General features: G+C 64.6%; 24 protein-coding genes. 11 read left to right on the top strand and 13 right to left on the bottom strand.

Going from position 1 to position 22,223, the window contains the following annotated elements; all coding sequences use genetic code 11:
• Window positions 1-48: 48 nt before the first annotated feature.
• Window positions 49-417: an HVO_A0114 family putative DNA-binding protein gene (locus D7S89_RS21445; protein ID WP_121280871.1), complete on the bottom strand. Its 369-nt coding sequence runs from the start codon at window positions 415-417 to the stop codon at window positions 49-51.
• On the bottom strand, window positions 335-787 hold the full coding sequence (locus D7S89_RS28385; protein WP_220702190.1) for a toxin-antitoxin system TumE family protein: 453 nt from the start codon (window positions 785-787) through the stop codon (window positions 335-337). Before D7S89_RS28385 ends, D7S89_RS21445 begins: the two co-directional genes overlap by 83 nt.
• A 265-nt stretch (window positions 788-1,052) precedes the next feature.
• On the opposite strand from D7S89_RS28385, the gene D7S89_RS21455 reads away from it, so the two are divergent.
• The 6 genes from D7S89_RS21455 (at window position 1,053) to D7S89_RS21480 (ending at window position 7,651) form a co-directional block, all read left to right on the top strand.
• The gene (locus tag D7S89_RS21455; RefSeq protein WP_121280872.1) at window positions 1,053-1,613 is read left to right on the top strand and encodes a YbhB/YbcL family Raf kinase inhibitor-like protein; all 561 of its coding nucleotides are present in this window, start codon (window positions 1,053-1,055) and stop codon (window positions 1,611-1,613) included.
• A gap of 163 nt (window positions 1,614-1,776) precedes the next feature.
• The gene (locus D7S89_RS21460; RefSeq protein ID WP_121280929.1) at window positions 1,777-3,321 is read left to right on the top strand and encodes a methyl-accepting chemotaxis protein; all 1,545 of its coding nucleotides are present in this window, start codon (window positions 1,777-1,779) and stop codon (window positions 3,319-3,321) included.
• 68 nt (window positions 3,322-3,389) lie between these two features.
• Entirely contained in the window at window positions 3,390-4,352 is a 963-nt protein-coding gene (locus D7S89_RS21465; RefSeq protein WP_121280873.1) for a class I SAM-dependent methyltransferase, read from the top strand.
• 249 nt (window positions 4,353-4,601) lie between these two features.
• Window positions 4,602-4,844, top strand: a complete 243-nt coding sequence (locus D7S89_RS21470) for a DUF3311 domain-containing protein (RefSeq protein WP_121280874.1) — start codon at window positions 4,602-4,604, stop codon at window positions 4,842-4,844.
• Window positions 4,841-6,391 (top strand): monocarboxylate uptake permease MctP, encoded by a 1,551-nt coding sequence (mctP, locus tag D7S89_RS21475; protein WP_121280875.1) that lies wholly within the window; start codon window positions 4,841-4,843, stop codon window positions 6,389-6,391. Before D7S89_RS21470 ends, mctP begins: the two co-directional genes overlap by 4 nt.
• A 144-nt stretch (window positions 6,392-6,535) precedes the next feature.
• A complete protein-coding gene (locus tag D7S89_RS21480) occupies window positions 6,536-7,651 on the top strand; it encodes an FUSC family protein (RefSeq protein ID WP_121280876.1) in 1,116 nt (371 codons plus the stop codon).
• A 43-nt stretch (window positions 7,652-7,694) separates the two neighbouring features.
• Here the strand turns inward: D7S89_RS21480 and tal are convergent, their stop codons facing one another.
• The 5 genes from tal to D7S89_RS21505 form a co-directional block, all read right to left on the bottom strand.
• The gene (tal, locus tag D7S89_RS21485) at window positions 7,695-8,648 is read right to left on the bottom strand and encodes a transaldolase (protein ID WP_121280877.1); all 954 of its coding nucleotides are present in this window, start codon (window positions 8,646-8,648) and stop codon (window positions 7,695-7,697) included.
• Window positions 8,649-8,823: 175 nt separating this feature from the next.
• Window positions 8,824-10,047 carry a benzoate/H(+) symporter BenE family transporter gene (locus tag D7S89_RS21490; protein ID WP_121280878.1) on the bottom strand — a complete coding sequence of 408 codons (1,224 nt, stop codon included), beginning with the start codon at window positions 10,045-10,047 and terminating at the stop codon, window positions 8,824-8,826.
• Between the two features lie 69 nt (window positions 10,048-10,116).
• Window positions 10,117-11,292: a vWA domain-containing protein gene (locus D7S89_RS21495; RefSeq protein WP_121280879.1), complete on the bottom strand. Its 1,176-nt coding sequence runs from the start codon at window positions 11,290-11,292 to the stop codon at window positions 10,117-10,119.
• Window positions 11,293-11,320: 28 nt separating this feature from the next.
• Entirely contained in the window at window positions 11,321-11,917 is a 597-nt protein-coding gene (locus D7S89_RS21500; RefSeq protein WP_121280880.1) for a GNAT family N-acetyltransferase, read from the bottom strand.
• Window positions 11,918-11,980: 63 nt separating this feature from the next.
• Complete coding sequence (locus D7S89_RS21505; protein WP_121280881.1) at window positions 11,981-12,823, bottom strand: AAA family ATPase; 843 nt, start codon at window positions 12,821-12,823, stop codon at window positions 11,981-11,983.
• 290 nt (window positions 12,824-13,113) lie between these two features.
• On the opposite strand from D7S89_RS21505, the gene D7S89_RS21510 reads away from it, so the two are divergent.
• Window positions 13,114-13,482: a c-type cytochrome gene (locus tag D7S89_RS21510; protein WP_121280882.1), complete on the top strand. Its 369-nt coding sequence runs from the start codon at window positions 13,114-13,116 to the stop codon at window positions 13,480-13,482.
• Between the two features lie 85 nt (window positions 13,483-13,567).
• A complete protein-coding gene (locus D7S89_RS21515) occupies window positions 13,568-13,951 on the top strand; it encodes a c-type cytochrome (RefSeq protein WP_121280883.1) in 384 nt (127 codons plus the stop codon).
• A 115-nt stretch (window positions 13,952-14,066) separates the two neighbouring features.
• Here D7S89_RS21515 and D7S89_RS21520 read toward each other — a convergent pair whose 3' ends face one another.
• On the bottom strand, window positions 14,067-14,501 hold the full coding sequence (locus D7S89_RS21520) for a DUF1841 family protein (protein ID WP_121280930.1): 435 nt from the start codon (window positions 14,499-14,501) through the stop codon (window positions 14,067-14,069).
• 205 nt (window positions 14,502-14,706) lie between these two features.
• Here D7S89_RS21520 and D7S89_RS21525 point away from each other — a divergent pair, with 205 nt between their 5' ends.
• Entirely contained in the window at window positions 14,707-15,639 is a 933-nt protein-coding gene (locus D7S89_RS21525) for a DMT family transporter (RefSeq protein ID WP_121280884.1), read from the top strand.
• 64 nt (window positions 15,640-15,703) lie between these two features.
• Here the strand turns inward: D7S89_RS21525 and nth are convergent, their stop codons facing one another.
• The 3 genes from nth to D7S89_RS27550 are packed head-to-tail and all read right to left on the bottom strand — an operon-like array spanning window position 15,704 to window position 17,349.
• On the bottom strand, window positions 15,704-16,348 hold the full coding sequence (gene nth / locus D7S89_RS21530) for an endonuclease III (RefSeq protein WP_121280885.1): 645 nt from the start codon (window positions 16,346-16,348) through the stop codon (window positions 15,704-15,706).
• A 12-nt stretch (window positions 16,349-16,360) separates the two neighbouring features.
• Window positions 16,361-17,209: an electron transport complex subunit RsxB gene (gene rsxB, locus D7S89_RS21535; protein ID WP_121280886.1), complete on the bottom strand. Its 849-nt coding sequence runs from the start codon at window positions 17,207-17,209 to the stop codon at window positions 16,361-16,363.
• Between the two features lie 2 nt (window positions 17,210-17,211).
• Window positions 17,212-17,349, bottom strand: a complete 138-nt coding sequence (locus D7S89_RS27550) for a hypothetical protein (RefSeq protein WP_183085300.1) — start codon at window positions 17,347-17,349, stop codon at window positions 17,212-17,214.
• Window positions 17,350-17,500: 151 nt separating this feature from the next.
• Here D7S89_RS27550 and D7S89_RS21540 point away from each other — a divergent pair, with 151 nt between their 5' ends.
• Window positions 17,501-18,133, top strand: coding sequence for a TetR/AcrR family transcriptional regulator (locus D7S89_RS21540; protein WP_121280887.1), 633 nt, complete (start codon window positions 17,501-17,503; stop codon window positions 18,131-18,133).
• Between the two features lie 111 nt (window positions 18,134-18,244).
• Here D7S89_RS21540 and D7S89_RS21545 read toward each other — a convergent pair whose 3' ends face one another.
• Window positions 18,245-19,522 carry a polyhydroxyalkanoate depolymerase gene (locus tag D7S89_RS21545; protein ID WP_121280888.1) on the bottom strand — a complete coding sequence of 426 codons (1,278 nt, stop codon included), beginning with the start codon at window positions 19,520-19,522 and terminating at the stop codon, window positions 18,245-18,247.
• Between the two features lie 265 nt (window positions 19,523-19,787).
• Window positions 19,788-21,596: a glycoside hydrolase family 15 protein gene (locus tag D7S89_RS21550; protein ID WP_121280889.1), complete on the bottom strand. Its 1,809-nt coding sequence runs from the start codon at window positions 21,594-21,596 to the stop codon at window positions 19,788-19,790.
• Between the two features lie 189 nt (window positions 21,597-21,785).
• Between D7S89_RS21550 and D7S89_RS21555 the strand changes: the two genes are divergently transcribed.
• Window positions 21,786-22,031 carry a hypothetical protein gene (locus D7S89_RS21555; protein ID WP_121280890.1) on the top strand — a complete coding sequence of 82 codons (246 nt, stop codon included), beginning with the start codon at window positions 21,786-21,788 and terminating at the stop codon, window positions 22,029-22,031.
• The last annotated feature ends 192 nt before the right edge of the window (window positions 22,032-22,223 follow it).

Genomic DNA, 22,223 nt, shown 5'->3' on the forward strand with positions numbered 1-22,223 from the left:
CTGACCGTGACAGTCTGTATCCCGACGTTCTACCGTTGCCGAGGGACATCATGCAAACGACAGTTCCAACTCCACGCCCGAGTAGTTGACGCGCGGCGCCACTTCTCGACCCTCGCCTTCTTCGAAATGAACGAGCCCGTATCGCTCCATTGTCCGAAGCGTTCGTGAGAGATTGGATTTCGCGCGACCGGAGCGTTCGGCCAACTCGCTCAGTGACGCTGGCTTTGTCTCTGCGATCAGCGCAAGCAGGGACCGGTTTCTGTCGGAAAGCACCTGTGCCAGCGTTTCGAGTGACTGGAACCACACTTTGGGTTCGTCGGGGCCGGGCACATAGTCACCCCGGGCGATTGCCATCGTCCGAGCCTTGTATTGCTCCAATGATGTAATCCCGACCTTCAAGACGTTGGCTGTACTCATGCTGACTGCTCCTTCTCTTGAGAATCGCTTCGACTTCGATCAAGAAGTCCGCCAGTAATGTCGCGGCGTCCTCGTAGACATAGAAACGAACCTGGGGGCCACGGTGTTTGTGGTCATATTCGATGCGCGTACGCGCCCCCGGTCCTGAGCCCTCACGGATTGGATGCGCATTATCGAAGCCCAAGAGGCGAGAGCCCGACTCGTCATGAAGCGTGAGCGAATACCGAAGCCGCTGAGGACGCTCCGCTGTCATGGCGCACTGTTTCACCTCAAACTTCACCCAACATTTGCCGCTGGAATCCAGGACGAGCGTTTCCCCATCGAGGTAGAGCAGCGTATCCAGGCCGGGATCGCGCCCATTCGGTTGCATGAATGTTATCACCGGATCATAACCTTATCAATCGACTCGCTCCGAGACCGTCCGTGCAGAAACCGTTGCAGTATCGATCCCGTCTGTCATTCGCCGACACACCGCGCTACACGGGTATGCGCAGATTCGTGAAATCGCCAGATGCTAACGAGGGAGTGGTGAAACTGCTTGGCATGGACTCCGTGACACTACGCTACGTCGCGCAAACATGCGGTAGCCGGTGGTAGGCTGGCGTCACTGTTCCATTTGGAAAAGGACGCGCGAGATGAAAAGCAACGCAAATGCAATCCGGCATGTGCTTGGCGCGAGCCTGTGCGCACTCTTGCTGCAGGGTACGGCCGCGTACGCTGCAGACGCGTTCGAACTGACTTCACCGGATCTGCCCGACGGCGGCACGCTCGCTCTGAGTCATGCGGGGAGCCAGAACAATTGCGGTGGCAGCAATGTGTCGCCGGCATTGCAATGGCGCAATGCACCCGCCGGCACGCGCAGCTTCGCGATTACGATCTTCGATCCGGACGGTGCGAAAGGCTTGGGCGTCGTGCATTGGGTGATGTATGGCATTCCCGCTTCGACGACGTCGCTTGCAGCGGGCGGCGAACCCCCGGTTGGCGCGCATCTGGGCCTCAACGTCAGGGGGCAGGCGGCTTACATCGGGCCGTGCCCACCGGTCGGCGAGATCGCCCATCACTATATCGCGCAGATCTACGCGCTCGACCTCGAGCCTGATGCCCTCGCGGCTGGGCTGACACGCGATGCGTTACAGGCGGCGATAAAGGGGCATGTGTTGGCCAATACCGGCACCGTGATGCGGTTTGGGCGCTAGTGCGTACCACTGAGGTGATGTGCGAGCGATGGTTGCGCGACTGAGTCGAACGTATTCATCTAAAGAATTGCCGCGCGCGAGCCGTTAATCATTCGAAAGACACGCATGCGCCGCCAAGCCGATGACCGCGCGGCAGCACCTCATTCCCAGGAAGCCTCGATCGATGCGCACTAACGGCCCCGTCACCCGCCAAGAATACGAACTGTCCGACGACGACACGCTGATGTCGACCACCGATACGCAAAGCTACATCACGTATGCCAATGCGGCGTTCGTCGAAGTCAGCGGCTTTGCGCTCGAGGAGCTGCAGGGCGAGCCGCACAACATCGTGCGGCATCCGGACATGCCCAAGGAGGCGTTCGCCGACATGTGGTCGACGCTCAAGGGCGGCGAGCCGTGGACAGCACTCGTCAAGAACCGTCGCAAGAACGGCGACCACTACTGGGTGCGTGCGAACGCGACGCCGGTCGTACGCAACGGCCGGCCGGTCGGCTACATGTCGGTGCGCACGAAGGCCTCGCGCGAAGAAATTGCAGCGGCCGAGGCGTTGTATCGCGACTTCCGCGAAGGCCGCGCGGGTGCGAAGCGCTTTCACAAAGGGCTGATCTTGCGCTCGGGCTGGCTGGCCTGGACGCACGCGCTGAAGGTGATGTCGGTGCGCTGGCGCATCCGCTCCGGCCTCATTGCACTCGTGCCCATGCTGATTCTTGCGGCCTGGGCCTCGGGCCAGTCGGGCCTTGCGCTCGCTGGATTCGGTGCAGCGGCGGCCGTTGCCGCTGCACTCGTGTCGTTCTGGCTCGAGGTGCAGATCGCGGCGCCGCTGGAGCATGTGCGCGCGCATGCGTTAAAGGTCGCCTCGGGCGAGGGCCGTCAGAGCGCCGAAGTCGATCGCGTCGACGAAATCGGCATGACGCTGCGCACGATCAATCAGCTGGGCCTCATGTTCCGTTGGCTCGTCGACGACGTAAGCGAGCAGATCCGCCACGTGCAGACCTCGATCAACGAATTCGCCCAAGGCAATACGGACCTCAGCGCCCGCACCGAGCAGGCAGCCTCGAGCGTGCAGCAGACGGCTTCGTCGATGATGCAGATGACTTCGACCGTCAAGAGCAACGCCGAAACGGCATCGGCGGCGAACCAGCTCTCGACCCACGCGAGCGCGGCGGCCGTCGAGGGTGGGCGTGCCGTGTCGGAAGTCGTGCACACGATGAACGAAATCAACGGCAGCTCGCGCAAGGTCGTCGACATCATCGGCGTGATCGAAGGCATCGCGTTCCAGACCAACATCCTCGCGCTGAACGCGGCCGTCGAAGCCGCGCGCGCCGGCGATCAAGGGCGCGGCTTCGCGGTCGTGGCGGGCGAGGTGCGCAACCTCGCGCAGCGCAGCGCCAATGCGGCGAAAGAGATCAAGAGTCTCATCGATGCGAGCGTCGAAAAGGTCGAGTCGGGCTCGAAGCTCGTCGACGACGCGGGGCGCACGATGGACGACATCGTCGCGCAAGTGAAGCGCGTCTCGGATCTCATCGCCGAGATCAGCTCGGCCACGACCGAGCAGAGTGCCGGCGTCGTGCAAGTGGACCGCGCGGTCAGCGAGCTCGACAACATCACGCAGCAGAACGCGGCGCTCGTCGAGCAGAGCACGGCTGCGCTCACGAACCTCAAGCAACAGGCCACGCGGCTTGTCGACGCGGTCAGCGTGTTCCGCTGATTGGGCAGTCGTCAATGCTATGCTCTCGGGCGCATTCAACCCTAGAGCATTTCACGCGATAACTGTCCATGACCGATTTGATCAAGCGCGCTTCGGCCGAAGCGCGCGCTTTCAGCAAGTCCCGCACTCCCTCCCGCAAGAAGTCTTCCCGTCGCGCCGAAACCGAAGCGCAAGCCGAACTCGCAACCGAAGCCAAGCGTGCCGCGCCCAAGCGCAAGCGTGCCGCACAGGCCGCCGAGCTTGACGATGCACCGCGCATCGAGATGCCGCGCAAGCCGCGCTTCGCGCCCGTGACGTTCTCGGAAGAGGGCGGCGTGCGGTATCTGCACTTCGGGACCGAATGGGTCCAAGGCGCGATGCGCCTCAAGAAGCCCGACCACATCGAGCTCGAATACGCGCAGCAAATGATGGCGTGGCTGCTGTTTCTCGAGACACCCAAGCGCGTCGTGCAACTGGGCCTCGGCGCGGCGGCGCTGACCAAGTTCGCGCATCGCTTCCTGTCGCGCGCGCATGTCGAGGCCGTCGAGTTGAATCCGGCCGTCGTCGTCGCGGCGCGCACGATGTTCGCGCTGCCGCCCGACGATGCGCGGCTGACCGTGCACGAAACCGATGCCTGGGACTTCGTGCACGACCGCGCCAATCACGGCACGATCGGCGCGCTGCAGATCGACCTCTACGACGCGACTGCGCGCGGTCCCGTGCACGACACGGTGGCGTTCTATCGCGCCGTGCGCGCATGCCTGACCGGGGCAGGCGTCGTGACGATCAACCTGTTCGGCGATCACCCGAGCTTCGTGCGCAACATGAAGCACCTGACGGCGGCATTCGACGGCCGCGTGATCGCGCTGCCCGAAGTGCATGAAGGCAACCGCGTCGCACTGGCGTTTTCGGGGCCCGCGCTCGAGGTGCCGTTCGCGACGCTGCAACGGCGCGCGAAGCTGATCGACGAGAAGCTGGGCCTGCCCGCGCGCAAGTGGGTGACGGGCCTGCGCGCCTCGCTGAGCCAGTCGGGCGACACGTTCGCGATCTGACGCAACGCACGCGAGCGTGGGATACGGGGCGGTGCCGCTTGGCGGCATCGCCCCGTCGTGCTTTCAGGGAGCGCGCGGCTGGGACGCTCGAGCCCTGGGTCGGCCCCGCTTGACCGCCGCTCGCGCACTCTTATACTCTTTTGGGGCTTGATGAAAATGTCCGGAAAGCTCGCTGCGGCGCGGTTTGTGTCGGAGCAGGCCGGTCACGATACGGGTCGAAGTTTCGAAAAAGAGTAAAGAGGAGACGTCATGGCGCATGATGCCGACGCGAACCGGGCCGCCAAGGGCTGGCTCTGGTTGCTGGTACTACCCTGGATCGCGATGATCTGGGTGCCGTCGTACAACAAGATCGACCCGCAGCTGTGGGGCTTTCCGTTCTTCTACTGGTATCAGCTGCTGTGGGTGCTGGTGAGCGCGGTCATCACCGCGGTCGTGTACTTCAAGACCAAGCCGCGTTCGAAGACGGGCACGGGCCAGGGAGGTGCACGATGAACGCCACGGCAACCTTTGTCTTCATCCTGTTCTTCATCGGCGTGACGATCCTCGGCTTCTTCGCAGCGCGCTGGCGCCGCGGCGATCTCGCCCATCTCGAGGAGTGGGGCCTCGGCGGCCGCCGCTTCGGCACGATCGTCACATGGTTCCTGCTCGGCGGCGATCTCTACACGGCCTACACGTTCGTGGCCGTGCCCGCGCTCGTGTTCGGCGCGGGCGCGACGGGCTTTTTTGCCTTGCCCTACACGATCCTCATCTATCCGTTCGCGTTCGTCGTGTTCCCGAAGCTGTGGAGCGTCGCCAAGCGGCATGGCTACGTGACTTCCGCCGACTTCGTGAGCGCGCGCTACGGCAGCCGCATGCTTGCGCTCGCAGTGGCGGTGACGGGCATCGTTGCGACGATGCCGTACATCGCGCTGCAGCTCGTCGGCATCGAAGTGGTGATCGGCGGCCTCGGCTTCGACACGACCGGCTTCGTCGGCGATCTGCCCTTGATCATCGCGTTCGCGATCCTCGCGGCCTACACGTACACGTCGGGCCTGCGCGCGCCGGCCATGATCGCGATCGTCAAGGACCTGCTGATCTACATCACGATCGGCGTCGCCATCGTCGTGATCCCCGCCAAGATGGGCGGCTTCGGCCACATCTTCAGCGCAGTGCCGCCGGCCAAGCTGCTGCTCAAGGCGCCCGATGCCACGAGCCTGAACGGCTATAGCGCCTATGCGACGCTGGCGGTGGGTTCGGCGCTCGCGTTGTTCCTGTATCCGCACTCGATCACGGCCATCCTGTCGTCGTCATCCGGCAATACGATCCGCCGCAACATGGCGATGCTGCCCGCGTATTCGCTCGTGCTCGGCCTGCTCGCGCTGCTGGGCTTCATGGCGCTGGCCTCCGGTGTGAAGGACATGCCCGAATTCGCCCCGTACTTCAAGGCGTTCGGCCCGAACTTCGCGGTGCCCGCGCTGTTCCTGCACTTCTTCCCGTCATGGTTCGTCGGTGTCGCGTTCGCGGCGATCGGCATCGGCGCGCTGGTGCCGGCAGCCATCATGTCGATCGCGGCAGCGAACCTGTACACGCGCAACATCCATCGCGAGTTCGTGAATCGCAACATGACGCATGACCAGGAAACGAACGTGGCCAAGCTCGTGTCGCTGATCGTGAAGGTTGGCGCCGTGGCGTTCATCCTCGGTCTGCCGCTCACCTACGCGATTCAGCTGCAGCTGCTCGGCGGCATCTGGATCATCCAGACGCTGCCCGCGATCGTATTGGGCCTGTACACGCGCAAGCTCGACTATCGCGGTCTGCTCGTGGGCTGGGCCGTCGGGATTGGTTTCGGCACCTGGATGGCGGCTTCGCAGAACCTGAAGAGCTCGATCTACGCGCTGCACCTGGGCGGCTACGCGATTCCCGGCTATGCGGCGCTGTGGTCGCTCGCCGTGAACGTCGTGGTGGCGATCGTCGTCAGCGTGATCGTGCGTGCGCTCGGCATGAGCGCCTCCGAGGACAGCACGCGGCCCGAGGATTATCTCGACGCCGTCGAAACCTGATCGGTTCGAGCTGCCCCAGGAAGGCGTTGCCCCGCGAGTGCGCGGCAACGCCTTTTTTATTTGGCGGATCCGCCGCGCCGTGTATCTCGCCCCAAAAAAACGCCATATCGACGCGCCCGCCGAGATGATCGACAATCAGTCGCTATGGCTCCGCCCCTGACTTCCCGCCTTCGCTTGCTCGTGGCACCGCTCGCGCGCGTGCTCGTTTCGCCGTACTACCGCTATCGCAACGCGCAACGGCTCCACGCGATCCGCGTAGGGCTCGCGATGCTCGTGTCGATTCTCGTGACGACCGGCATCGACGTGCCGCACGGACTATGGGCGTCGGTCACCGTGCTCGTCGTGATCGGCGGCTTGCAGCATCACGGCAACATTCGCAAGAAAGCGACCGACCGCGCGATCGGCACGCTGCTCGGCGCGTTGCTGGGGCTGCTGCTGATCGTACAGATGCGCTGGCTCGGCTCGGCTGCGCTCACCTATGTGCTGATGTCGATCATCGCGGGCATCTGCGGCTATTACGCGATCGGTGCGTCGGGTTACGTGGCGCTGCTGACGGCGATCACGATGATCATCGTCGGCGGCCACGGCGACAGTTCGATCGACGGCGGCCTGTGGCGTGCGTTGAACGTCGCGATCGGCATCGTCATCGCACTCGCGTTCTCGTTCGCGCTGCCCTTGTATGCGACGTATTCGTGGCGCTATTTGCTCGCGCGCAGTCTGCGCGATTACGCGCACACCTATGTGCGCCTAGCGAGAGGCGCGCCGATCGATCCCGAGGCGCAGCTCGCGGCATTTGCGAAAATGGGGGAGAGACTCGTCAAGCTGCGCGCGCTGATGGCGTCGGTGTCGAAGGAGGTCGATCTGTCGGTCAAGCAGCTCGAGGCGATTGCCCGGCTGAACCGGTCGCTGCTGAGCGCGCTCGAGATGATGGCGAGTGCGGCGCTTGCGCGGGCCGAAGCCGCGGGCGGCGTGCGGCCCGTGCGCGAAGCGGATGCGGGTGAGCGCGAGGTGCGCGCGACGCTCTTGAGGCTGGCGCGCGCCTTGCGCTTCGGCTCAGGTCAGCCGCTCGCCGCACCGGTCGACGCGGTGCCGCATGCCACGCCCGACATGGGCGGCTCGGAATGGGTGTCGCAACATTTCGGTGAACTCGTGGCACGGCTGTACGCGCTGGTGGCCGAAATCGAGCCACAGTGGAACATCGAGCGGCGCGAGTCGCCGGCCGTGCGGCGACTCGAATCGTCGGCCCGCGCGCGACGTTGACGCCGCCAACCTCAAGTCGCGGCGGGCCGGTTCGCGAGCCGCGTCAGCGCAGTGCGTCGATGAGCTTTTCGAGCTTCACCGCATCGGCTGCGAACGCGCGAATGCCTTCGGCGAGCTTCTCGGTCGCCATGGCATCGTCGTTGAGCTGATAGCGGAACGACGCTTCGTCGATCGCGAGCCGCTCGATCGTTTCGCCCGCCAGCGCTTCGGGTGAGAGCTTGGGTTCGACCGTCTCGGTGCTGTCGTGCAGCTTTTGCAGCAGCTCGGGGCTGATCGTGAGCAGATCGCAGCCGGCGAGCTCGACGATCTGGCTCGTCGTGCGGAAGCTAGCGCCCATCACCTCGGTGGTGTAGTCGAATTTCTTGTAATAGGCATAGATGCGGCGCACCGATTGCACGCCCGGATCATTGGCGCCCCCGTTCTTCACCTCATCCCAGTCGGCGCCGGCCTGCTTTTTGTACCAGTCGTAGATGCGGCCGACGAACGGCGAGATCAGTCTGGCGCCGGCTTCGGCACAGGCCGCGGCCTGCACGGGCGCGAACAGCAGCGTCATGTTGCAGTTCACGCCTTCCTTTTGCAGCGCTTGCGCCGCGCGCACGCCTTCCCATGTCGAAGCGAGCTTGATCAGCACTCGGCTGCGGTCGATGCCGGCTGCCTCGTACAGCTTGATGAGCTCGTGTGCCTTGTCGATCGAGCGTTGTGTATCGAACGAGAGGCGCGCATCGACTTCGGTCGATACGCGGCCCGGGATGATGTTCAGGATCTCGTTGCCGAAGGCGATCAGCAGATGGTCGATGATCGCGGCCGCCGGCTTGCTCGCGTGGTCGCGCACGGTTTTCTCGAGCAGCGGCTTGTACGCGTCTTTCTGCACGGCCTTCAGGATCAGCGACGGGTTCGTCGTGGCGTCGCGTGGCTTGTATTGAGCGAGTTGCTGGAAGTCGCCGGTATCCGCGACGACGATCGTGTACTGCTTCAGTTGGTCGAGAGCATTGGTCATGGCAGATAGTGGGCGCTGAGCGCCATAGCAGGAAACGGAAAAGCGGGGCCGAACGGCGCCGTGCGGCAGGCAGCGCCGTGACCGACACCGCCTATTCTATGGCCGTGATGCGAAACGCGTCGAATGCAAAACGCGTCGAGGTGTTTTTTGCCGTTGCCCTGCCGGGCGGGCGTCTTCATGGGCGCCGGGCGTTCAGCACGACCTGCGTGACGACGCCGGCCACGAGCCCCCAGAACGCCGAGCCGATGCCGGCCAGTGTGAGGCCCGACGCCGTGACCATGAACGTGACGAGCGCGGCCTCGCGCTCGCGCGCGTTGCTCATCGCGTTCGTGAGCCCGCTCTGAATCGAGCCGAACAGCGCGAGCGCCGCGACCGAGACGACGAGCGCCTTGGGCAGTGCCGCGAACAGCGCGGCGATCGTTGCGCCGAAGATGCCGGCCACGAGATAGAACAGGCCACACCACAGCGCGGCCGTATAGCGTTTCGACCGATCCTCGTGCGCTTCGGGGCCGGTGCAGATCGCGGCCGTGATCGCTGCGAGCGTGACGCCGTGCGAGCCGAACGGCGCGAGCAGCAGCGACATCACGCCGGTCGTGCCGATCAGCGGCGAGGACGGCGTGGTATAGCCGTCGGCGCGCAGCACGGCGACGCCGGGCATGTTCTGCGAGGCCATCGCGACGACGAACAGCGGCAAGCCGAGGCTCACGGCTGCCGCGAGCGAGAAGCTCGGCATCGTGAAGACGGGCTTGGCGAGCGTCACGTGAAAGCGGGTCAAGTCGATGAGCCCGAGCACGCCGGCCATGGCCGTGCCGACGACGAGCGTCGTCACGATCGCATAGCGTGGCGCCATACGCTTGACGCCCAGGTACACGAAGAACATCGTGAGCACGAGCATCGTTTGTACCTGAGCGGCATGAAAGATTTCGATGCCGATCTCGAACAGGATGCCCGCGAGCAGCGCGCTGGCGATGCCGGCCGGCACACGCTTCATCAGCGCGTCGAACCAGCCTGTCAGGCCGATGGCCGTCACGAGCGCCGCGCTGACGATGTATGCGCCGATGGCCTCGGCGTACGGCACGTGCGGCAGCGAGGCGATCAGCAGCGCGGCGCCCGGCGTCGAGAAGGCCACCACGATCGGCGAGCGAAAGCGTAGCGACAGCGTGATCGTCGACACGGCCATGCCGATCGATATGGCCCAGATCCACGATGAGATCTGGGCATCGGTCAGATGGGCCGCGCGGCCGGCCTGGAAGATCAGTACGAGCGAGCTCGTATAGCCGGTCATCATCGCGACGAAGCCCGCGACGACCGCGTGCAGCGAGGTATCGGCAAAGGGGCGCAGCAGCGGGTGGCGCATCGGCGGCGGCGAACGAAGCTCGCGTGTCGAGGGCGGATTCATCGTGGCGTAACGGCGGTTAAAGGGGGAAAGGGGTAGCGGGGGGACGGATCGCTCCGACGGCGGCGCTGCTTACTTGCTGAGCACCCGCATGGCTGTCTCGAGGCCGGCCAGCGTGAGCGGATACATGCGCGTGCCGAGCAACTGACGGATGACCGCGACGGATTGCCGGTATTCCCATAGGCCTTCGGGCTCGGGATTGAGCCACGCGTGGTGCGGGAACTTGTCGGCCAGGCGGCGCAGCCAGACGGCGCCGGCCTCCGGGTTGTTGTACTCGACGGAGCCGCCCGGCTGCAGCACTTCGTAAGGGCTCATCGTCGCATCGCCGACGAAAATGAGCTTGTAGTCGGGCGTGAACTTGTGCAGCACGTCCCAGGTCGGCACGCGTTCGGCGTGGCGGCGGCGGTTGTTCTTCCACAGGAAGTCGTAGACGCAGTTGTGGAAGTAATAGAACTCGAGATGCTTGAACTCGGCTTTGGCGGCCGAGAACAGCTCTTCGGTGCGCTTGATGTGGTCATCCATCGAGCCGCCGACGTCGAGCAGCATCAGCACCTTCACCGTGTTGTGCCGCTCCGGCACCATCTTGATGTCGAGCCAGCCGGCGTTGGCGGCCGTGCTGCGGATCGTATCGGGCAGGTCGAGTTCTTCGGCCGCGCCTTCGCGGGCGAAGCGCCGCAGGCGGCGCAGCGCGACCTTGATGTTGCGCGTGCCGATCTCGACCTGATCGTCGTAGTCGCGATAGGCGCGCGCTTCCCACACCTTGACGGCCGTGCGATTGCCGTTCGATTCGCCGCCGATGCGGATGCCTTCAGGGTTGTAGCCGCCATTGCCGAACGGCGACGTACCGCCCGTGCCGATCCATCGATTGCCGCCCTGATGGCGTTCCTTCTGCTCTTCGAACAGCTCCTTGAGGCGCTCCATGAGCTTGTCGAGGCCGCCCATCGCCTCGATCTGCGCCTTTTCTTCGGGCGTCAGATCGCGCTTGAGGCGCTTCTCGAGCCAATCGAGCGGGATGTCGAAGGCGGCCTCGGTGAGCTTGTCGATGCCGCGAAAGTACGTGCCGAACGCCTGGTCGAACTTGTCGAAGTAGCGCTCGTCCTTGACCAGCGTCAGGCGGGCGAGGTAGTAGAACTCGTCGAGCGACGGCGCGATCACGCGTTCGCGCAGCGCCTCGATCAGCGTCAGGTATTCCTTCACCGACACCGGAAGCTGCGCAGCGCGCAACGTGTAGAAGAAGTCGATCAGCATGCCGTCGTCCTTGCGAAAGTGACAAGCGTCACAGTGGGCGGCCGAGCTTGAGCAGCAGATTCGCGCGCACGGCCGGCCACTCCGATTCGATGATGGAGAACACGACCGAATCGCGCAGCACGCCGTCGGGGCCGATCCGGTGATTGCGCAGGATGCCATCCTGCTTTGCGCCGAGCCGGGCGATGGCGTCACGCGAGCGGTGGTTCATGAAATTCGTGCGCAATTCGACGGCGATCGTCTTCAGCGACTCGAACGCATGGCGCAGGAGCAGCAACTTGGCCTCGGTGTTCACCGCGGAGCGCTGCACGCGCTTGGCGTACCACGTATAGCCGATCTCGGCCCGGCGATTCGCTGGATCGACGCCGCAATAGCGCGTCGAGCCGACGATTTCGTTCGAGGCGGCTTCGCGCACGACGAACGGCATCGCGCCTTCCTGTTTGCGCATCTGCAGGGCGGTTTCGATGTATCGGCGCGCATGGCCGGGCGCAGGCACGCTGGTGAACCACAGCTTCCACAGTTCACCATCGGCGGCGGCGTGCTCGAGTCCGGCTTCGTGCTCGAGCGCGAGCGGCTCCAGGACCACGTGTTCGCCTTGCAATGTGACAGGTTCGATCCATCGATTCATGCAGGGGGTTTCCTTCCTGGTGGGTACTGCCGTGATGCCGTGGGGCCGCGGCTGAGCGCGATGTCAGCGGTTGTGGCGATTCATGTAGACGAGCCGCTCGAACAGGCTCACGTCCTGTTCGTTCTTCAGCAGCGCACCCGCGAGCGGCGGCACGATCTGCTTTTGGTCGGGCGAGCGCAGGGCATCGGCCGGAATGTCCTCGGCGATCAGCAGCTTGAGCCAGTCGAGCAGTTCGGACGTCGACGGTTTCTTCTTCAGGCCCGACACGTTGCGCAGCTCGAAGAAGCTTTCGAGCGCTGCGCGCAGCAGATCGGCGCGGACGTCGGGGTAGTGCACGTCGACGATTTGCTGCATCGTCGCCGGGTCGGGGAATTTGATGTAGTGGAAGAAGCACCGGCGCAGGAACGCGTCGGGGAGTTCTTTCTCGTTGTTCGACGTGATCACGACGAGCGGACGGTGCCGGGCGCGCACGACTTCGCGCGTCTCGTAGACATGGAACTCCATGCGGTCGATTTCGCGCAGGAGGTCGTTCGGAAACTCGATGTCGGCCTTGTCGATTTCGTCGATGAGCAGCACCGACGGGACGTCCGACTCGAACGCCTGCCACAGCACGCCTTTCACGATGTAGTTGGCGATGTCCTGCACGCGCGCGTCGCCGAGCTGCGAATCGCGCAGGCGCGACACGGCGTCGTATTCGTACAGGCCCTGCTGTGCCTTCGTCGTTGACTTGATGTGCCATTGAAAAAGCGGCATGTCGAGCGAGGCTGCGACCTGCTCGGCCAGCATGGTCTTGCCGGTGCCCGGTTCGCCCTTGATCAGCAGCGGGCGCTTCAGGGTCATGGCGGCATTGACGGCAAGCTTGAGATCGTCGGTGGCGACGTATTGCGACGAACCTTCGAAACGCATGGCGGCAGGCTCTCTCAAAAAAAGCCCAGTATAAGTCAGAAGGCATGGCCGCCTTGCGATGTCCAGCGTATCGTCCGGGGCTTGTCGTCCGCGTCTCGGGCGGCTGCCGAGGAGACGGGGAGCCGGCCGCAAGCAGGGGCCGGGCCCGGTGGACGCCCGGCGCAGCCGCGCGGTACAATTGCCGCGCTTTTTTGGCCTCTCGTGGCAACTCTGACAACTAGAACGGCGTTGCGCCGTTGCCCGTGGCGGTCTTTCGGGCGCTCGTTTCCCCTCAAGCCAGGTTACAAGCTATGAACTCTTTCGTCGGCAAACATGTCGTGACCGCAGCGCTCGCCGTGCTCGCGGGATTCGCGGTGAGCGCGCAGGCGGCCGATGTCGTCGGCAACGCGAAGGCGGGCCAGGGTAAGGTCGCGATGTGTATCGGTTGCCACGGCATCCCCGGCTATCGGACGGCCTTCCCCGAGGTCTATCGCGTGCCCGTCCTCGGCGGACAAAACCAGAAGTACCTCGAAAACGCGCTGTACGGCTACAAGAAGGGCGATCGCCACTTCGACACGATGCATGCGATCGCCACGACGTTGACCGATCAGGACATCGCCGACATCGCGGCTTATTACGCGGCGCAAACGCCGACTTCCCAAAATAATCCCGAAAAGTGACCGCTCGTTGCCGGTTGCTTTCAGGAAAAGTGACCGTCGTCGTTGGTTGCTTTCAGCCACCTCGTTTCGCGGGATAGGAGAATTCATGAACAAGCCTGCTCAGGCACTCCGTACGGTCGTCAAGGCTGCGGGCGCAGCGCTCGTCTTCGGTGCGTTCGTCGCTTCGCAATCGGCTGCGGCGGCCAGCGTGGACAATGGCAAGGAACTCGTCGAAAGCCATAACTGCGCGGCATGCCACGGCGCGAACCTGAACAAGCCGGTGAGCCCCGAGTATCCGAAGCTCGCGGGCCAGCACGCCGATTACATCTTCTACGCGCTGCGTCAGTATCAGATGGGGACGGCCAACCCTCGCTTCGGTCGCAACAACCCGATCATGCAGGCGCAAGTGCAGTCGCTGTCGCCGTCGGACATGAAGGACATTGGCGCCTACGTCGAGTCACTCAAGGGCGATCTCGTCGAGAAGAAGTGATTCCCGTGTAGCGAGGCCAGGCCTCGCTGCGCAACGGTTGGCCTTCAAGCCTTCCCAAACAGAACACCCCGCCTCGTGCGGGGTGTTTCGTTCTGGGACTGGCTCGTCCGTCGCGTCAGTCGCGTGAGGCGCGGCGCTCGATGCGGGCCAGATAGGCGTCGGTGTCCGGCGGGGTGTTGGTCCGCTGCGCTTCCCAGATCGTTTCGCCCAGGCACTCCATGATCGCGTGCTGGGCATCGTGCGTGGAGCCCAGCCGCGCCGCGAGCCGCTCGTGTGCCGCGCGGATGCCGGGCGGTTGATCGATCGAGAGTTGTTCGCTGATCGCGAGATGCATCGACAGGTGCAGGAACGGGTTCGTGCGGCCGTCTTCGGGTGAGTATTCGGCCGTCGTCGCCCCTTGCTCGTCAGCGAGCTCGGCGTGGTATTCGGGGTGCTCGACGATCCAGTCGGCCGCGATCGCTTCGAGCGGCGTGAGAATCTCGCCCTTGCGCTGCTTGCGCCAGGTGTCGATGAAAAAGCGTCGGACTTCGTCGCGGCTCGGATTGAACATCGGCAGGATCAGGTCTTTCAAAAACGGCCGCGATCGGCGGCAGGCCATGCGGACGAAACGGATAAGCCGGTGAAACCGGTGAAACGCCGCGCTAAGGCGTCATTTTACGCTGCCGCCTTCATGCACCGTGCATAGCCCCGGCGGCTGCCGCTAGAATCGCTCGACAGGAAGACTTTCGGTCCCTTTAAGCCTCTCCCGCTTGCCCATGAATTCCGTTTCCGCCTCATCCCGTGCCGAGGTCGTGCGCGGTGCGCTGCTCGTTGCGCTGTCGGCCAGCGCATTCGGAGCCATGGCCATTTTCGGCCGCTTTGCCTATGCGGGCGGCACCGACGTGCTCGGCCTGCTTACGTTGCGCTTTCTGATTTGCGGCGTGGTGCTCAGTGTTGTGGCGAAGCAACGCGGCGTGGCCTGGCCGCGGGGGCGTGCCCTGTGGCCAATTGTCGCAATGGGCGGGGTCGGCTACGTGGGGCAGTCGCTGTGCTATTTCGTCGCCTTGCAACACGCGCAGGCCAGCCTCGTCGCCTTGCTGCTGTATCTGTATCCGGCGTTCGTCACGCTGCTGGCCGCATGGTGGCTCGGCGAACGCCTCACGCAGGTCAAGGCCGCCGCGCTCGTGCTGTGTCTGGCTGGCTCGGCGCTCATGGTGGGCGGCGGGCGGGGCGAGCCGCTCGGCATCGCGCTCGGGCTGGCGGCCGCTGTCGTTTATTCGATCTACATCGTCGTGGGTGCGCGGGTGACGCGCGGGATCGATCCGCTCGCGACGACGGCCGTCGTGTGCCTGGCCGCGGCCGCGGTGTTCTGCACCGTCTCGCTCGTGCGCACGCTGGCCGGTGCGCCGCCGCATCTGCCGCAGACGGCCGGTGCCTGGATGGCGATGCTGGCGATCGCGCTCGTCTCGACGGTTACGGCGATGCTCGCGTTCTTCGCCGGGCTCACGCGGCTGGGTGCCGCGCGCACCTCGATGCTCTCGACGCTCGAGCCCGTGGTGACGGTGACGCTGGCCTCACTGTTGCTCGGCGAGCGGCTGAGCCCGCTGCAATGGTTGGGCGGCGCCTCGATTCTCGCTGCCGTGCTATGGCTCGTGCGCGCGGGCGGCGGCGCGCACGATGACGAGGTTTCGCTCGAGGCGAATCAATAGCCAAGAGCAATAGGCAATCGCGCTTGGCCCTCGCCCGCGGGCGAGCGGCGGAGCATGCCGGGGTTCACAGCTCAGGCGGAGGCGTCTTGGGCTTGTACTCGCACAGCGGCTCGATTGCACAATGCCAGCACTCAGGGCGTCGGGCTTTGCAGACGTAGCGCCCGTGCAGGATTAGCCAATGGTGCGCATCGTGGCGAAACTCGGGCGGGGTGAACTTCTCCAGTGCCTCTTCGACCGCGCGCACGTCCTTGCCGGGCGCCAGGCCCGTGCGGTTCGAGACGCGAAAGATATGCGTGTCGACGGCGATCGTCGGCTGGCCGAATGCCGTGTTCAGCACGACGTTGGCCGTCTTGCGGCCGACGCCGGGCAGACCCTCCAGCGCTTCGCGATCGGCCGGCACTTCGCCGCCGTACTGCTCGAGCAGGATGCGGCAGGTGGCAATGACGTTCTTCGCCTTGGTGCGGTAAAGCCCGATCGTCTTGATGTACTCGGCCAGGCCGGCTTCGCCGAGTTCGAGCAGCTTGCGCGGCGTATTGGCGACCGGGTAGAGCTTGCGGGTCGCCTTGTTGACCGAGACGTCCGTCGCTTGCGCGGACAGCAGGACCGCGATCAGCAATTCGAACGGCGTCGTGTATTCGAGCTCGGTCGTCGGATGCGGGTTCAGGCTCTGCAGCGTCTCGTAGATGGCGCGGCGTTTGTTCGCGTTCATGCGGCGCTCGTGTCAGCGGTCGTCGGTCGGTTTGGGGGAGGAGGGCTCGCCGGTATCCGGCGCATCGGGTTCGCCGGCCATGCCGAGCCGACGTCGGCGCGCTTCGGCTGCATCGATCTGCGCCTGCACCGCGGGGCTCACTTCGGCGACGTTCTTCGGCGTCACGCCTTGCGCGGCCAGCGCTTCTTTCTTCTGGCGTGCACGTTTGAGCGCGGCTTGAATGATGGCGCGCTTCTTCGCGCTGGCATCGTCTTCGGCAGCGGCTTCGGTGGCGGTTGCCCCAGCCTCGGCTCCTGCGGCACGGGAGCCGGCGCTTGCGTGGCGTGCCGCGGCACGCGCTTCGGCTGCCTCGCGCTCGCGTCGCTGGCGGGCGAGGCGCAGCTCGTGTCGCGTGCGGGCCGCATCGGCCTGCTGTTGCGTCCAAGCTTGCCAACCCGTGGCCTCGCCCGTGACAGGCACCATCTCGATGCAATCGACGGGACACGGCGCTACGCATAAGTCGCAGCCTGTGCACAGCTCGGTGATCACCGTGTGCATCTGTTTGGGCGCGCCGACGATCGCGTCGACCGGGCAGGCCTGCATACAAAGCGTGCAGCCGATGCATAGCTTTTCGTCGATGACGGCCAGCGGTCGCGCCCGTTCGGCGCCGTTCGCGGGATTGAGCGCCACGACGGGCTTGCCGAGGAAGGCTGCGAGCCGCACGACGCCTTCGGCGCCGCCGGGCGGGCACTGGTTGTAACCGGCCGTGCTGTCGGCGAGCGCTTCGGCATAAGGCCGGCAGCCCGCATAGCCGCACTTCGTGCACTGTGTCTGGGGAAGCAGATCTTCGATGCGATCCGCGAGGGTCTTTCTATCGGTCACGTTCAGATATGGCGGGCGAGCAAGCGATGCCCACGACCGGCCGCCGAAAGCGCGCCGGCCAATGCGTTGGCGGCATGCGACCGCTCAGAAACTCGAATACGGATAAAGCCGGCATTATCGCCGATTTCCCCGATTGCCATCGGTCATCCATGTGCCATAATCGAAGCGCTTTTCGCATGACCGCTCAAGGGTGTTTCCCGCATAGGGCGCGCCCGTCACACGCAGCCGGCGTAAGGTTCAAGGAGGGCCGACTCGCGTACCCGGAACGCGGATCACAAAGCAAAGGCCACCATGAATCAGCTCAAAATCAAAAGAGATCCCGAAGGCACCCGGCGTCGCATTCTGCTTGCGGCAGCCGAAGAGTTTGCAAATGGTGGTTTGTTCGGCGCGCGCGTCGACCAGATCGCCCGTCGTGCTGAAACGAACGAGCGCATGCTGTATTACTACTTCGGCAGCAAAGAGCAGCTGTTTACAGCTGTGCTCGAGCATGCATTCAGCGCCTTGACCGAAGCCGAGCGAGCGCTCGATCTGAATGGCGTCGCACCCGTCGAAGCGATCACACGGCTCGCACATTTCGTGTGGGACTACTTTCGCGATCATCCCGACCTGCTGCGCCTCATCAACAACGAGAACTTGCATGAGGCGCGCTATATCCGGAAATCGACACGCATTCGCGAAATGATTTCGCCGATCGTCGCGACGCTCGCGTCGATTCTCGAGCGAGGGCAGCGCGCGGGACTGTTTCGCGCGAATGTCGATCCGCTGCGCTTTTACGTGACGTTGTCGGGGCTCGGCTACTACATCATCTCGAATCGTTTCACGCTCGAAGCCACACTGGGCCGCGACTTCAGCGAGCCGACCGAGCGGGCCGAGATGGTTCGCATGAACACCGAGCTGTTGCTGGCGTATCTGATGCGGCGTTGAGGGCCTGACGGCGACGTCGTACGCGCACGTAGCGATAGAGATGGATACATGAGGGCCGCATGGATCTGGATGCGGCCCTCATGCGTGAGAACGCGTGGGAACAGCGAAACCTCAAGCCTCGACGGGCTCGCGCTGCTGCTTGGTTTCCTTGTTGTGCTCGAGGATGAAGTCGCGCAGCTGCGGATAGATGATCGTGCGCCAACGGCGGCCCGAGAAGATGCCGTAGTGGCCGCACTTCTCGGCCGTGAAGTGGCGCTTGTCGTCTTCGACGATGCCCGTGCACAGCTCGTGCGCGGCACGCGTCTGACCGCAACCGGAGATGTCGTCGAGTTCGCCTTCGATCGTGAACAGCGCCGTGTTCTTGATGTCCTGCGGGCGGACGAGTTCGCCGTCGATTTCCCAGGTGCCTTCCGCGAGACGGAACTCCTGGAACACGATGCGGATCGTGTCGAGATAGTACTCGGCGGCCATGTCGAGCACGGCGTTGTACTCGTCATAGAAGCGGCGGTGTGCCTCGGCGTCTTCTTCGTCGCCGCGCAGCAGGCTCTGATAGAAATCCCAGTGCGAAGCCGCATGTCGCTCAGGATTCATCGCGACGAAGCCCGAATGCTGCAGGAAGCCCGGGTAGACGTGACGGCCGACGCCCGGATAGTTCGACGGCACGGTGTGAATGACGTTGTTTTCGAACCACTCGTACGAGTGCTGCATCGCCAGCGAGTTGACCGAAGTCGGGCTGCAGCGCGCATCGATCGGGCCGCCCATCATCGTCATCGTGCGCGGCGTGTCCTCGCCGCGGCTTGCCATCAGCGAAATGGCCGCGAGCACGGGCACCGTCGGCTGGCATACCGATAGCACGTGCAGATTGCGCGCACCGATGTGACGAATGAATTCCTGGATGTAGGCGACGTAGTCGTCGAGGTGGAACGGGCCTGCCTCGAGCGGCACCATGCGGGCATCGACCCAGTCGGTGATGTAGACCTTGTGATCCTGCAGCAGCGTGCGCACCGTATCGCGCAGCAGCGTGGCGTGGTGGCCCGAGAGCGGCGCGCAGACGAGTACGACCGGCTCGTCCTTGAGCTGCGCGACGGCTTCGCTGTCGTCGGCGAAGCGCTTGAAGCGCAGCAGGCGGCAGAACGGCTTTTCGATAATCGTCTGCTCAATGATCGGGATGTTGTGCCCGTCTTTGACGATCTGATGCAGGTCGAACTCGGGCTTTTCGTAATCCTTGCCCAGTCGGTAAAGCAATTCGTAAGCAGCCGAGTAGCGTGTGGCGCCAGGCACGTAGGCAAACGGGCTCGCCGGGTTCGCGAACGATTTCGAGGCGGCTTGCGCCCAGGCCGTCAGCGGATTCAAGAGCGCGCGCTGAAATTCGTAAAACTGATAAAGCATGATAAATGGCTCCCGCGGGTGGGGAAGGGCATGCGAGGTGCGGCGCTCGGCGTGCCGGTTCGACGTTCGACGTTTGCTTTGGGCCGGTAATGCCGATCGATGATAAAGGACAAACCGGTCAGGGTGCAATGCAGCAAATCCCCACCATGGAGGGTATTTTCCCGCATACGGGAAATGCCTGCCGTGGCCGTTATCAGGCTGTTTTCATAGGGGGCGGTCGCATGCGCGCGGCGCATCAATCGGCGCGGCGGCGGAGGCTGCCGGCTCAGGCAGGCGGATGGCCGGTCACGTGCGTCATTGCCTGTTCGTGACGCATCAGGTTCAGCCCCGTATGCACGAGCGCGACGTGCGAGAACGCCTGCGGAAAATTGCCGGCGAAGTGTCGCGTTCGGACGTCGTATTCCTCCGACAGCAAGCCCACATCGTTCGTGAGGCCGAGCAGGCGCTCGTACATCTCGTGCGCCTCGTCGAGCCGGCCTTGTAGCGCAAGGTTGTCGACGAGCCAGAAGCTGCACGCGAGGAACGTGCCTTCGCCGGGCGGCAGTCCGTCGTCGACTTCGCGCGTGAGGTAGCGCAGCACAAGGCCGTCCTGCAGCAGGTCGCGCTCGATTGCGGCGACCGTTGAAACGACGCGTGCGTCGTCGGGCGGCAGGAAGCCGACGAGCGGCATCAAGAGCAGGCTCGCATCGAGCTCGTCGCTGCCGTAGGCCTGCGTGAAAGCGCCGCGCTTAGCGTTCCAGCCTCGAGCGCAGACATCGGCGTGAATGCGCTCGCGCAGCTCGCGCCAGTGCGCGAGGGGCCCCGGTAGCGAGAACTGCTCGGCCGAGCGGATCGCGCGGTCGAACGCGACCCAGGCCATGAATTTCGAAAACGTGAACTGACGACGGCCGCTGCGCACTTCCCAGATGCCTTCGTCGGGCTGGGCCCAGATTCGCTCGAGATGCTCGAGCATCACGCATTGCACGGACCAGACCGTTTCGTCGGCGTGCAACCCGCCTACGCGCGCCAGATGCAGCGCGTTCATCACTTCGCCGTACACGTCGAGTTGCAGCTGACCGACCGCATTGTTGCCCACGCGCACGGGGCGGGCGCCCTGATAGCCGGGCAGCCAGTCGATTTCGGTCTCGGGCAGCCGGCGCTCGCCGGCCACGCCGTACATGATCTGCACCTGCTCGGGCGAGCCGGCCAGCGCGCGCTCGAGCCATAGGCGCCACGCGCGCGCTTCGTCGTAATAGCCGCAGCGCATCAGCGCGAGCAGCGTGATCGTCGCATCGCGTAGCCAGCAATAGCGATAGTCCCAGTTGCGCGTGCCACCGACGCGCTCGGGCAGCGAGGTGGTGGGCGCCGCGACGATCCCGCCCGTCGGCGCGTAGGCGAGCGCCTTCAGGGTCAGCAGCGAGCGGCGGATCGGCGCCGCATAGCGGCCCGCGACGGGGCAGCGTGCGGTCCACGCGTGCCAGTGCGCTTCTGTGCGCGCGAGCGCGTCGAACGGGTCCTTGGCGGGCGCCAGCCGATCGTGCGACGGCGAATAGGCCAATGTGAACGGGATGCGCTCGCCTTCGGCCACCGTGAATTCGGCGACCGTGTGCATGTCCTCGCCGCGCAGCGCGACGCTCGTGCGCAGCACGACGGTATCGGGCCCGACAATGGCGCGGATGCCGCTCCCGTGCGCGAGCCGCGTGACCCAGGGCACCGAGAAGCCGTAATCGAAGCGCAGCGTCAGCAGCATGCGCATCGGCACGCGGCCGCGCTTGCCTTCGACGATGCGCACGAGCGAAGACCAGCCGTTGTGGGGCGGCATGAAGTCGATGACGGTGACGGTGCCCTCCGGCGTCTCGAAATCGGTTTCGAGGATCAGCGTATCGCCGCGGTAGCGGCGCGTCGTGCGCGGCGCCGTAGCGACATCGGGCGCGATGCGCCAGGTGCCGTTCTCGGGCGTGCCGAGCAGGGCGGCGAAGCACGCGCCCGAATCGAAGCGCGGCCAGCACAGCCAGTCGACGGCGCCGTCGCGCGAGATGAGGGCGGCGGTATGGCCATCGGCTACGAGGGCATAGTCTTCGATGAGCGCGGGCATGACTCTCACCTAACGGGGTGCGAACGAACGGGCGTTGCCACCGCCTAAATTCGCTGGCTACAATCGGGCTGCGGGGAATTTCGGCCGTGCGCGCCTCAATCGCTGTCAACAACCACAACGACCAACCTGTCGCGCATCGGGCCCTCAATACGCTTGTAATGTCCAACCATTGCGAGGATTGACGCCATCATGCTGAGTCCGTCAAAGGTCGATTGCATCAAGATTCTCTCCGCAGCACGCGAGCTGGGCGACGATGTCCTGCTTCGTCTCGATCCTCATTCGCTTGGTCTGTCGCGCAACGGCATGGAAACGGCCGCGGCGTTCCTGATCGAGCGCGCCTGTTTCAAACGTCACAGCGACGGTGACGGTCATTATGCGGTCGGCGGCCTGTCATTGCAGGGCAAGCTGCGGCTCGACCAGCTCATGAATGGTTGAACGCCGCGCCGCTGGCCCTCGAGCGCGTGCCTGAGTCCTGATGCCGACGCGGCACGACTCGTGCCCCACATTCAAGGGAGCCTGCGCGTCAGCGCAAGCGCCGGCTCGACGCTACCGGCCTAGAGGGGCGCGGTGCCCATTTCGGGCGCATCGCGGCGCTGGGCCGCTACGTTCTGAGCCGCGGCGGGAACA

The sequence above is a fragment of the Trinickia fusca genome (assembly GCF_003628145.1).
In the GTDB taxonomy this organism is placed as follows: Bacteria; Pseudomonadota; Gammaproteobacteria; order Burkholderiales; family Burkholderiaceae; genus Trinickia; species Trinickia fusca.

What these genes read in the sequence shown, in the direction of transcription:
- D7S89_RS21515 (WP_121280883.1), top strand. Translation starts at nt 13,568, where the DNA reads ATGAACAAGCCTGCTCAGGCACTCCGTACGGTCGTCAAGGCTGCGGGC.
- D7S89_RS21545 (WP_121280888.1), bottom strand. Translation starts at nt 19,522, where the DNA reads ATGCTTTATCAGTTTTACGAATTTCAGCGCGCGCTCTTGAATCCGCTG.
- mctP (WP_121280875.1), top strand. Translation starts at nt 4,841, where the DNA reads ATGAACGCCACGGCAACCTTTGTCTTCATCCTGTTCTTCATCGGCGTG.
- D7S89_RS21460 (WP_121280929.1), top strand. Translation starts at nt 1,777, where the DNA reads ATGCGCACTAACGGCCCCGTCACCCGCCAAGAATACGAACTGTCCGAC.
- D7S89_RS21495 (WP_121280879.1), bottom strand. Translation starts at nt 11,292, where the DNA reads ATGCTGATCGACTTCTTCTACACGTTGCGCGCTGCGCAGCTTCCGGTG.
- D7S89_RS28385 (WP_220702190.1), bottom strand. Translation starts at nt 787, where the DNA reads ATGCAACCGAATGGGCGCGATCCCGGCCTGGATACGCTGCTCTACCTC.
- tal (WP_121280877.1), bottom strand. Translation starts at nt 8,648, where the DNA reads ATGACCAATGCTCTCGACCAACTGAAGCAGTACACGATCGTCGTCGCG.
- D7S89_RS21540 (WP_121280887.1), top strand. Translation starts at nt 17,501, where the DNA reads ATGAATCAGCTCAAAATCAAAAGAGATCCCGAAGGCACCCGGCGTCGC.
- D7S89_RS21445 (WP_121280871.1), bottom strand. Translation starts at nt 417, where the DNA reads ATGAGTACAGCCAACGTCTTGAAGGTCGGGATTACATCATTGGAGCAA.
- D7S89_RS21525 (WP_121280884.1), top strand. Translation starts at nt 14,707, where the DNA reads ATGAATTCCGTTTCCGCCTCATCCCGTGCCGAGGTCGTGCGCGGTGCG.
- D7S89_RS21465 (WP_121280873.1), top strand. Translation starts at nt 3,390, where the DNA reads ATGACCGATTTGATCAAGCGCGCTTCGGCCGAAGCGCGCGCTTTCAGC.
- D7S89_RS27550 (WP_183085300.1), bottom strand. Translation starts at nt 17,349, where the DNA reads ATGGCAATCGGGGAAATCGGCGATAATGCCGGCTTTATCCGTATTCGA.
- D7S89_RS21455 (WP_121280872.1), top strand. Translation starts at nt 1,053, where the DNA reads ATGAAAAGCAACGCAAATGCAATCCGGCATGTGCTTGGCGCGAGCCTG.
- D7S89_RS21510 (WP_121280882.1), top strand. Translation starts at nt 13,114, where the DNA reads ATGAACTCTTTCGTCGGCAAACATGTCGTGACCGCAGCGCTCGCCGTG.
- D7S89_RS21520 (WP_121280930.1), bottom strand. Translation starts at nt 14,501, where the DNA reads ATGTTCAATCCGAGCCGCGACGAAGTCCGACGCTTTTTCATCGACACC.
- D7S89_RS21470 (WP_121280874.1), top strand. Translation starts at nt 4,602, where the DNA reads ATGGCGCATGATGCCGACGCGAACCGGGCCGCCAAGGGCTGGCTCTGG.
- D7S89_RS21505 (WP_121280881.1), bottom strand. Translation starts at nt 12,823, where the DNA reads ATGCGTTTCGAAGGTTCGTCGCAATACGTCGCCACCGACGATCTCAAG.
- D7S89_RS21550 (WP_121280889.1), bottom strand. Translation starts at nt 21,596, where the DNA reads ATGCCCGCGCTCATCGAAGACTATGCCCTCGTAGCCGATGGCCATACC.
- D7S89_RS21480 (WP_121280876.1), top strand. Translation starts at nt 6,536, where the DNA reads ATGGCTCCGCCCCTGACTTCCCGCCTTCGCTTGCTCGTGGCACCGCTC.
- D7S89_RS21555 (WP_121280890.1), top strand. Translation starts at nt 21,786, where the DNA reads ATGCTGAGTCCGTCAAAGGTCGATTGCATCAAGATTCTCTCCGCAGCA.
- D7S89_RS21500 (WP_121280880.1), bottom strand. Translation starts at nt 11,917, where the DNA reads ATGAATCGATGGATCGAACCTGTCACATTGCAAGGCGAACACGTGGTC.
- D7S89_RS21490 (WP_121280878.1), bottom strand. Translation starts at nt 10,047, where the DNA reads ATGAATCCGCCCTCGACACGCGAGCTTCGTTCGCCGCCGCCGATGCGC.
- nth (WP_121280885.1), bottom strand. Translation starts at nt 16,348, where the DNA reads ATGAACGCGAACAAACGCCGCGCCATCTACGAGACGCTGCAGAGCCTG.